The following is an 8,936-nucleotide window of genomic DNA, read 5'->3' as shown; positions in this document are numbered from 1 at the left end:
CAGGAAGGTAGCTGAGCCCGGCCGGTGGTTGTGCCGGGGTAAGCGTGTAGGCCGGTGTGTAGGCAAATCCGCACACCATAGGGCTGAGACGTGATGCCGAGCCGATTCAGGTGAAGTCAGTGATCCTATGCTGCCGAGAAAAGCCTCTAGCGAGTTCTTAGCGGCCCGTACCCCAAACCGACACAGGTGGTCAGGTAGAGAATACCGAGGCGATCGGGCGAACTGTGGTTAAGGAACTCGGCAAATTGCCCCCGTAACTTAGGGAGAAGGGGGGCCGGAGACGTGAAGCCCCGCGCGGGTGGAGCGTTGTATGGCCGCAGAGAGCAGGGGGAAGCGACTGTTTACTAAAAACACAGGTCCATGCGAAGAAGTAATTCGATGTATATGGACTGACGCCTGCCCGGTGCTGGAACGTTAAGGGGACCTGTTAGCTCTTCGGGGCGAAGCGGAGAACTTAAGCGCCAGTAAACGGCGGTGGTAACTATAACCATCCTAAGGTAGCGAAATTCCTTGTCGGGTAAGTTCCGACCTGCACGAATGGCGTAACGACTTCCCCACTGTCTCAACCACAGGCCCGGCGAAATTGCAGTACGAGTAAAGATGCTCGTTACGCGCGGCAGGACGGAAAGACCCCGGGACCTTTACTATAGCTTGACATTGGTATCCGAATTAGCTTGTGTAGGATAGGTGGGAGCCGGTGAAGTCCGTACGCCAGTACGGGTGGAGGCAATCTTGAAATACCACTCTGGTTGATTTGGGTATCTAACTTCGGACCGTGATCCGGTTCAGGGACAGTGTCTGGTGGGTAGTTTAACTGGGGCGGTTGCCTCCTAAAGGGTAACGGAGGCGCCCAAAGGTTCCCTCAGCCTGGTTGGCAATCAGGTGTTGAGTGCAAGTACACAAGGGAGCTTGACTGTGAGACTGACAGGTCGAGCAGGGACGAAAGTCGGGACTAGTGATCCGGCACTTGCGTGTGGAAGCGGTGTCGCTCAACGGATAAAAGGTACCCCGGGGATAACAGGCTGATCTTCCCCAAGAGTCCATATCGACGGGATGGTTTGGCACCTCGATGTCGGCTCGTCGCATCCTGGGGCTGTAGCAGGTCCCAAGGGTTGGGCTGTTCGCCCATTAAAGCGGTACGCGAGCTGGGTTTAGAACGTCGTGAGACAGTTCGGTCCCTATCCGCCGTGCGCGTAGGATACTTGAGAAGGGCTGTCCCTAGTACGAGAGGACCGGGACGGACGAACCTCTGGTGTGCCAGTTGTCCTGCCAAGGGCACGGCTGGTTAGCTACGTTCGGAAGGGATAACCGCTGAAAGCATCTAAGCGGGAAGCTCGCTTCAAGATGAGGTATCCCACCCTCTTTGGAGGGGTAAGGCCCCCAGCTAGACGACTGGGTTGATAGGCCGGAAATGTAAGCTCGGTAACGGGTTCAGTTGACCGGTACTAATAGGCCGAGGACTTGACTACAAACTTTCTGCTTGCGTCCACTGTGTGATTCACGGCTAACGAACAACCCGCCCGGTTGTTTGATATGTCGATAGTGTTACGGCGGTCATGGCGGAGGGGAAACGCCCGGTTACATTCCGAACCCGGAAGCTAAGCCCTCCAGCGCCGATGGTACTGCACTCGGGAGGGTGTGGGAGAGTAGGACACCGCCGGACTTCTTTTCAGTCGAGGGCCGCCCCAATGGGGTCGGCCCTCGACTGCGTAGTGCCATTTGTGGCGCACTGAGGAAGGATGTACCTGTGAGTTCAGGACCCCAGGGCGGGGACCGCCCCCGTCGGTACGAGGACCGTACCGACCGTCGAGGCGGCCGTGAGGGGTCGCCGCGCCGGGACGACCGACCGCCGTACCGTGGCGACCGTGACCCGCGCTCCGCTGGACAGCCTGGCGGTCACGGCGCGGACCGGGGTGGACGCGAGGGCGGCTTCCGTGACAACGACCGCCGCCCCGGCGAGTTCCGGTCCGGGCCGCGTGACGGTGGATCCCGGGAGGGTGGTGGCTTCCGCCGCGACGGTGACGGCCGTCCCGGCGGCTACCGCCGGGACGACGAACGCCGTCCGGGCGGATTCCGTGGCGACGATCGCCGGGACGGAGGCTTCCGCCGGGACGACCGTGGCGGCAGCGGGTTCCGGCGCGAGGGCGGTGATTCCCGTCGCGACGACCGAGGCGAGGGCGGATTCCGCCGGGACGACCGTGCTCCGCGTGAGGGTGGCTTCCGGGGCGGCGAACGCCGTGAAGGCGGTTTCCAGGGCGGCGAGCGCCGCGAGGGTGGCTTCCGCCGCGACGACCGTGGTGACGGTGGTTTCCGTCGGGACAATCGGGGCGAGGGTGGTTTCCGCTCCGGCGGGCCGCGTGGCGGTTCGTTCCAGGGCGGCGAGCGTCGCGAGGGTGGCTTCCGGGGCGGGCCGTCCCGCGACGCCGGTTTCCGTCGGGACGACCGTGGCTCCCGTGATGGTGGGCCCCGGCGTGACGACCGTGGGCCTCGTGAGGGTGGTTTCCGTCGGGACGATCGGGGCGAGGGTGGTTTCCGGTCCGGCGGGCCGCGTGAGGGCGGTTTCCGTCGTGAGGGCGGGGAGTTCCGTCGGGACGACCGCGCTCCGCGTGAGGGTGGCTTCCGGGGCGGCGAACGCCGTGAAGGCGGTTTCCAGGGCGGCGAGCGTCGCGAGGGTGGCTTCCGGGGCGGGCCGTCCCGCGACGCCGGTTTCCGTCGGGACGACCGTGGCTCCCGTGATGGTGGGCCCCGGCGTGACGACCGTGGGCCTCGTGAGGGTGGTTTCCGTCGGGACGATCGGGGCGAGGGTGGTTTCCGCTCCGGTGGTCCCCGTGAGGGCGGTTTCCGTCGTGAGGGCGGGGAGTTCCGTCGGGACGACCGTGCTCCGCGTGAGGGTGGCTTCCGGGGCGGCGAACGCCGTGAAGGCGGTTTCCAGGGCGGCGAGCGCCGCGAGGGTGGCTTCCGCCGCGACGACCGGGGCGAGGGCGCTGGCCACCGCTCGGGCCCGCGTGAGGGCTACTCCCGTGACGGCGACCGCCGGGAGGGCGGCTTCCGTGACGGCGACCGCCGGGAGGGCGGCTTCCGTGACGGCGACCGCCGGGAGGGCGGCTTCCGTGGGGGTGACCGGCGGGAGGGCGGCTTCCGGGGCGGACCGTCCCGGGACACCGGTTTCCGTCGGGACGACCGTGGCTCCCGTGATGGTGGGCCCCGGCGTGACGACCGTGGGCCTCGTGAGGGTGGTTTCCGTCGGGACGATCGGGGCGAGGGTGGTTTCCGGTCCGGCGGGCCGCGTGAGGGCGGTTTCCGTCGTGAGGGCGGGGAGTTCCGTCGGGACGACCGCGCTCCGCGTGAGGGCGGCTTCCGGGGCGGCCCCCGTCGTGATGATCGGGACGGCCGGCCGGAGGGTCGGGACAGCCGCCGCGAGGATCGGCGGGAGCCGGCGGACGGTGGTCGCGCCGAGGCACCGGCCCTGCCGGACGAGATCGTGGCGAGCGACCTCGACACCGCCGTCCGGGCGGAGCTGCTCTCGCTCGCCAAGCCGGTGGCGGAGACCGTCGCCCGGCACCTCGTGGCGACCGGCCAGCTGATCGACGAGGACCCGGCCGAGGCGCTCGCGCACGCGCTGGCGGCCCGCCGCCTGGCGGCCCGCATCTCCGCCGTACGGGAGGCGGTCGGGCTGGCCGCGTACCACGCCGGGGAGTGGCAGACGGCCATCGCCGAGCTGCGGACGTACCACCGGATGACCGGGTCGCAGAGCCACCTGGCGGTGCTCGCCGACTGTGAGCGGGCGCTGGAGCGTCCGGAACGGGCCATCGACCTGTTCCGGGGCGCCGACCGGGACGCGCTCGACCCGGCGGCGGCGATCGAGCTGCTCATCGTGGCGGCCGGTGCCCGGGGGGACCTCGGGCAGAAGGACGCCGCCGTGGCGATGCTGCAGGTGCGCGAGCTGACCGGTGACCAGGTCCAGCCGTGGACCGCGCGACTGCGGTACGCCTACGCCGACGCGTTGCTGGCGGCGGACCGGCGCGAGGAGGCACGGGAGTGGTTCGCCCGGGCCGCCGAGGCGGACCCCGAGGCCGAGACCGACGCCGCCGAGCGCCTGCTGGAGCTGGACGGTGTGGTGCTCGAAGGCGACGAGGACGAGGACGACGAGGCGTCCGCCGACGAGGACGCGACCGGCGCGGACGCGTCGGAGACGGTCCGGGCGGAGGACGACACCACCGTCACCGGGAAGGCCGGGCACGACCCGGAGACCCGGGCGGAGGACGTCACGGGGAAGGTCGAGCACGACCGGGACACCGGGGCGGAGGACGACGAGCCCGTCGAGGACACCGGACGCGTCGGGGACCCGGGAGTCGTCGAGGGTGTCGTGGCGTCGGATGCCGCCGGGCACGAGGTGACCGCGGAGACCGGAACCGTCGACGCCGCGTCGGAGGAGTCCCACGGAACGCCGGAGGCGGACCGGCGGTGAGCGATGGCGGTGGGGATCGGCTGGTCGACGGGTTCCGTCTGGTGGTCTTCGACCTCGACGGGGTGATCTACCTGATCGACCGGCCGATCCCCGGCGCGGTGGAGGCGGTCGGCCGGCTGCGCGCTGGTGGCCACCTCGTCGCGTACGCCACCAACAACGCCTCCCGCCGTTCCTCGGAGGTCGCCGAACTACTCACCGGCATGGGGGTGCCGGCCCGGCCGGAGGAGGTGCTGACCTCTGCCGCCGCAGCCGCCGAGCTGCTCCGGGACCGACTTCCGGCCGGTGCGGCGGTGCTGGTGGTCGGGGCGGACGCGTTGCGGGCGGAGATCCGCGCGGTGGGTCTGCGCCCGGTCGGCCGGGCCGACGAGGAGCCGGTCGCCGTGGTCCAGGGGTACGGCCCGCAGGTCGGCTGGGCCGAGCTGGCCGAGGCGGCGGTCGCCGTCCGTTCCGGCGCCACCTGGGTGGCCACCAACACCGACCGTACGCTGCCCAGTCCCCGGGGGCCGCTGCCGGGCAACGGCGCGCTGGTCGCGGCGCTGCGTACCGCTCTCGACCGGGATCCTGACCTGGTGGTGGGCAAGCCGGAGCCGGCGCTGTTCGCCACCGCCGCCCGTCGTGCCGACGGCGCGGGTGCTCTGGTCGTGGGCGACCGGCTGGACACCGACATCGAGGGCGCGCGCCGGGCCGGGTTGCCGAGTCTGCTGGTGCTGACCGGGGTGCACGGAGTGGTCGACCTGCTCGCCGCGCCACCGCAGGCCCGGCCGACGTACGTCTCGGTCGACCTGGCGGGGCTCTTCGACCCGGACGCGGTCGTGCGCGTGCCGGGGGAGCCGACGGCCGGCGGGTGGTCCGTCGCGGTGGCCGACGACGCGCTCGAGGTGAGCGGGTCGGGTCGGCCGCTGGACGCCCTGGCCGCGCTCTGTGCGCTGGCCTGGTCCACGGCGGAGGCGGCGCTGCTGCCGGTCCGGGCGGCCTCACCCGCCGCCGAGCGGGCGCTGCGGGCCCTCGGCGTGCCCGACTGAGGCAGCCCGACCGACCGAGGCAGCCCGACCGACCGAGGCAGCCGGCGAGTCGGGCCGGTGCGTGCCCGGCCGGGGGAGCCCGCCCGACGTCGAGCAGTCGCAGCGGCCAGGGCAGGGCCCGCAGGGTGAGCAGGGACTCGGTAGCCGGTCGACCGGCCGAGGCGTGCCGTCCGACCAGGTCGGGCGTGTGGCCACGCCGTCGTGACCGGGGTCGGTCAGAGCAGCTTGCGGAGCTTCATCAGGTCGAACGGGTTGGCCTTGATGGACACTCGGCGGGACGCCACCGCCCGGGTCACGTCGAGCTCTCCCCGGACCAGGGCGAGCAGGTCGTCGCCGGTGGTGCTCAGGGCGATCTTGGCCTTCGGGTCGTCACCGTCGGTGAGGTCGACCAGTCGGCCACCGGCGAGCCGGCCGTGGAAGGCCGTGTCGAGGTCGGTGATCCGGCAGGCGAGGGTACGGTCCAGGTCGATGCGTTCGCGGACCTTGTCCGCGTTCGCGTCCAGCCGCGCGGCCAGGTCCCGCAACGCCTGTCGGCACTCGTCAACGCTGGCCACCGTCGTCCCCTCGCCTCTCGCCACGTCCGCTCCCGGCACGGTACCGCATGGACGCTGTCCGCCGGCCCGGTAGCGTGACACCAGCACATCCCGATCCCGCGGAAGGACTCAGGCATGCAGGACGCGTGGCGCGCCTACCTCGAGCTGGCCATGGGCCTCACGGAGGCGCCCCGGAAGAAGGCACAGGACGCGGTCCGGCGGGTCGTCGGCTCCGGCGGGGCGACCGCCGCCCAGTTGCAGGCCCTGGCCGAGGAACTCGTGGCGACCAGTGCGGCCAACCGGGAGTCGCTGACCAAGTTGGTCCGGTTCGAGGTGGACCGGGCACTGGGCGCGGTGGGGCTGGCCACCGCCGACGAGGTCGCCGAGCTGACCCGACGGGTGCACGAGCTGGAGCGGCAGTTGCGCGAGGCGAGATCGGCGTCCGAGCCGACCGGCGCGGAGCAGCCGCCGACCACCGCCGTGGTGGCGACGAAGACGGTCGCGAAGAAGACCGTGGCGAAGAAGACGGTCGCCAGGAAGGCTCCGGCGACCGTCAGCCGGACCACCGGGGAGGACGAGACGCGGCTCGAGGTGCGTACCCCGGCGAAGAAGGCCGTGGTGAAGAAGGCGGTGGCGAAGAAGGCCACCGCGAAGAAGACGGCGGCCCCCGGGACGACCGCGGGCGAACCGGGGCCGGGTGCGGCCGGATGACCACGCGGCAAAGCCGGTGCCGGTCGTGAGCGCTCCCTTCCGTCCCGGTCCGCCGGCGGGCGGCTTCCGTCCGCAGCCGCCGACCGCCGGGCCCCGGCCGGGACCGCCACCCGGGCTCCGTCCCGCGCCGCCCGACCAGGAGATCGACCCGGACGGCGGCGACGACGCCCGGCACCCGGCGGTCGACGCCGCCGTGCGGGCGCTCGCCAACGCGGCGGCGCTCGCCCCCGCCGACCAGATCGCCCACTACGAGGCGGCGTACCAGACGCTGCGGGAAACCCTCGCCACCATCGACCAGACCTGACCGGAGAACCACCCCATGGCACGTCGTAACCGGCTGGACGCCGAACTCGTCCGCCGTGGTCTGGCGCGATCCCGCGAGCAGGCCGCCGCCCTCGTCGAGGCGGGCCGGGTCCAGCTGCGCGGGGTGGTCGCCCGCAAGGCCGCCGCGATGGTCGACCCCGCCGACGCGCTGCGGGTCACCGGCGAGGATCCCGCCTCCGAGTACGTCTCTCGGGGCGGCCACAAGCTGGCCGGCGCGCTGGCGGCCTTCACCGGCCTGCCGGTCGCCGGGCGGCGCTGCCTCGACGCCGGGGCGTCGACCGGCGGCTTCACCGACGTTCTGCTGCGCGCCGGCGCGGCCGAGGTGGTCGCCGTCGACGTCGGCTACGGGCAACTCGCCTGGTCGCTGCGGAACGACGACCGGGTGCGGGTCCTCGAACGGACCAACGTGCGCACGCTCAACCCGGAGGCGGTCGGCGGGCCGGTCGAGGTGACCGTGGCCGACCTGTCGTTCATCTCGCTGCGGCTCGTGCTGCCGGCCCTGGCCGGCTGCACCCGGCCCGACGGCGACCTGGCGCTGATGGTGAAGCCCCAGTTCGAGGTGGGGCGGGAACGGGTCGGCTCCGGTGGCGTGGTCCGCGATCCGCTGCTGCGGGCCGAGGCGGTGCTCGACGTGGCCGCCGCCGCCGGGGACCTCGGTCTCGGCCTGGCCGGTGTGGCGGCGAGCCCCCTGCCGGGGCCCAGCGGCAACGTCGAATTCTTCGTATGGTTACGCCGGGACGCTCCGTCGGCCGACGCCGAGCGGGTCCGGTCGGTGGTCCTCGCCGGTCCGCGGCCCCCGGGGGAGCTCGCTCCCGTGGAGGCGGGACTCGACGCGGTCGAGTCCCGGGCCGGGATCGAGGGGTCGGCGCAGTGAGCGCGGGGTGGGCCCGCGCGGTCGTGGTCGGGGACGGAAGGCCGGGTTCGGTGGGCACGAGGAGTGCGGTGGTCGGACAGGAGGCGCGGCGTGGTGGGCGCGACTGACCCGGTGGGCCGGACGGCCCTGCTGGTGACGCACACCGGCCGCCGGCGCAGCACCGAACACGCGCGGGCGGTGGCGGCGGACCTGATCGCCGCCGGGTTCGAGGTGCGGGTCGTCGCCGAGGAGGCGGAGGACCTGGACCTGCCCGGTGTGGTGCCGGTGGAGGGGCCGGCGGCGGCCGAGGGAGCCGAGATCGTCTTCGCGTTGGGCGGGGACGGGACGTTCCTGCGGGCGGCGGAACTGGCCCGCCCGGCGAAGGCGCCGCTGCTCGGGATCAACCTCGGCAAGGTCGGTTTCCTGGCCGAGGCCGAGATCGACGATCTGGACCTGGCCGTCCGGGAGGTGGTCGAGCGCAACTACACGGTGGACGAGCGGCTCACCCTCGACGTCACCGCCGAGTTCGAGGGCGGCCCGACCATCGAGTCGTGGGCGCTCAACGAGATCAGCGTCGAGAAGGGAGAACGGGCGCAGATGCTCGAACTCCTGGTCGACGTGGACGGTCGGCCGCTGTCCCGGTACGGCTGCGACGGGGTGGTCTGCGCGACGCCCACCGGCTCCACCGCGTACGCGTTCTCCGGTGGCGGCCCGGTCGTCTGGCCGGAGGTGGAGGCGTTGCTGCTGGTGCCGATCAGCGCGCACGCCCTGTTCAGCCGGCCGCTGGTGACCGCGCCGACCTCCATCTTCTCGATCACCGTCGACCCGTTCACCACGCTCGCCGTGCTCTGCTGCGACGGCCGTCGGGTGTACGACCTGCCGCCGGGAGCGCGGGTCACCGTCCGGCGGGGGGCGCTTCCGGTGCGCATCGTGCGGCTGCGGGCGCGGTCCTTCACCGACCGGCTGGTGGCGAAGTTCGGGCTGCCCGTGCACGGTTGGCGGGGCGGCCGCCGCTGAGCCCCGGC

At 71.9% G+C, this 8,936-nt stretch carries 8 protein-coding genes and 2 rRNA genes (1 of these 10 only partly in view); 8 read left to right on the top strand and 2 right to left on the bottom strand.

The genetic code is table 11. The features are described from left to right. Both GA0070618_RS31600 and rrf read left to right on the top strand, forming a co-directional pair. Positions 1-1,469, top strand: a 23S ribosomal RNA gene (locus tag GA0070618_RS31600); it begins 1,640 nt to the left of the window's first position. 77 nt (positions 1,470-1,546) lie between these two features. Further along, a 5S ribosomal RNA gene (gene rrf, locus GA0070618_RS31595) occupies positions 1,547-1,663 on the top strand. A 90-nt stretch (positions 1,664-1,753) separates the two neighbouring features. Here rrf and GA0070618_RS31590 read toward each other — a convergent pair. Further along, a complete protein-coding gene (locus GA0070618_RS31590; protein ID WP_157749056.1) occupies positions 1,754-2,992 on the bottom strand; it encodes a hypothetical protein in 1,239 nt (412 codons plus the stop codon). Positions 2,993-3,517: 525 nt separating this feature from the next. Between GA0070618_RS31590 and GA0070618_RS35070 the strand changes: the two genes are divergently transcribed. Both GA0070618_RS35070 and GA0070618_RS31580 read left to right on the top strand, forming a co-directional pair. After that, positions 3,518-4,468: a tetratricopeptide repeat protein gene (locus GA0070618_RS35070; RefSeq protein ID WP_231931978.1), complete on the top strand. Its 951-nt coding sequence runs from the start codon at positions 3,518-3,520 to the stop codon at positions 4,466-4,468. Continuing rightward, positions 4,465-5,490 carry an HAD-IIA family hydrolase gene (locus GA0070618_RS31580; protein WP_088984901.1) on the top strand — a complete coding sequence of 342 codons (1,026 nt, stop codon included), beginning with the start codon at positions 4,465-4,467 and terminating at the stop codon, positions 5,488-5,490. The genes GA0070618_RS35070 and GA0070618_RS31580 overlap by 4 nt, the downstream gene beginning before the upstream one ends. A 215-nt stretch (positions 5,491-5,705) precedes the next feature. Here GA0070618_RS31580 and GA0070618_RS31575 read toward each other — a convergent pair whose 3' ends face one another. Then, positions 5,706-6,044 (bottom strand): SCP2 sterol-binding domain-containing protein, encoded by a 339-nt coding sequence (locus tag GA0070618_RS31575; RefSeq protein WP_088984900.1) that lies wholly within the window; start codon positions 6,042-6,044, stop codon positions 5,706-5,708. 114 nt (positions 6,045-6,158) lie between these two features. Between GA0070618_RS31575 and GA0070618_RS31570 the strand changes: the two genes are divergently transcribed. From GA0070618_RS31570 to GA0070618_RS31555, 4 genes are all read left to right on the top strand, one after another. Next, positions 6,159-6,734, top strand: a complete 576-nt coding sequence (locus GA0070618_RS31570; RefSeq protein WP_088984899.1) for a phasin family protein — start codon at positions 6,159-6,161, stop codon at positions 6,732-6,734. A 25-nt stretch (positions 6,735-6,759) separates the two neighbouring features. After that, positions 6,760-7,038, top strand: coding sequence for a hypothetical protein (locus GA0070618_RS31565; protein WP_143740478.1), 279 nt, complete (start codon positions 6,760-6,762; stop codon positions 7,036-7,038). 15 nt (positions 7,039-7,053) lie between these two features. Beyond that, positions 7,054-7,932 carry a TlyA family RNA methyltransferase gene (locus GA0070618_RS31560; protein ID WP_088984897.1) on the top strand — a complete coding sequence of 293 codons (879 nt, stop codon included), beginning with the start codon at positions 7,054-7,056 and terminating at the stop codon, positions 7,930-7,932. Positions 7,933-8,043: 111 nt separating this feature from the next. Then, entirely contained in the window at positions 8,044-8,928 is an 885-nt protein-coding gene (locus GA0070618_RS31555; protein ID WP_088985980.1) for an NAD kinase, read from the top strand. Positions 8,929-8,936: the final 8 nt, after the last annotated feature.

The sequence above is a fragment of the Micromonospora echinospora genome (genome assembly GCF_900091495.1).
Taxonomy (GTDB): domain Bacteria; phylum Actinomycetota; class Actinomycetes; order Mycobacteriales; family Micromonosporaceae; genus Micromonospora; species Micromonospora echinospora.
Note: the sequence above shows the minus strand (reverse complement) of the source record. Positions and strands in the feature narration are given on the sequence as shown.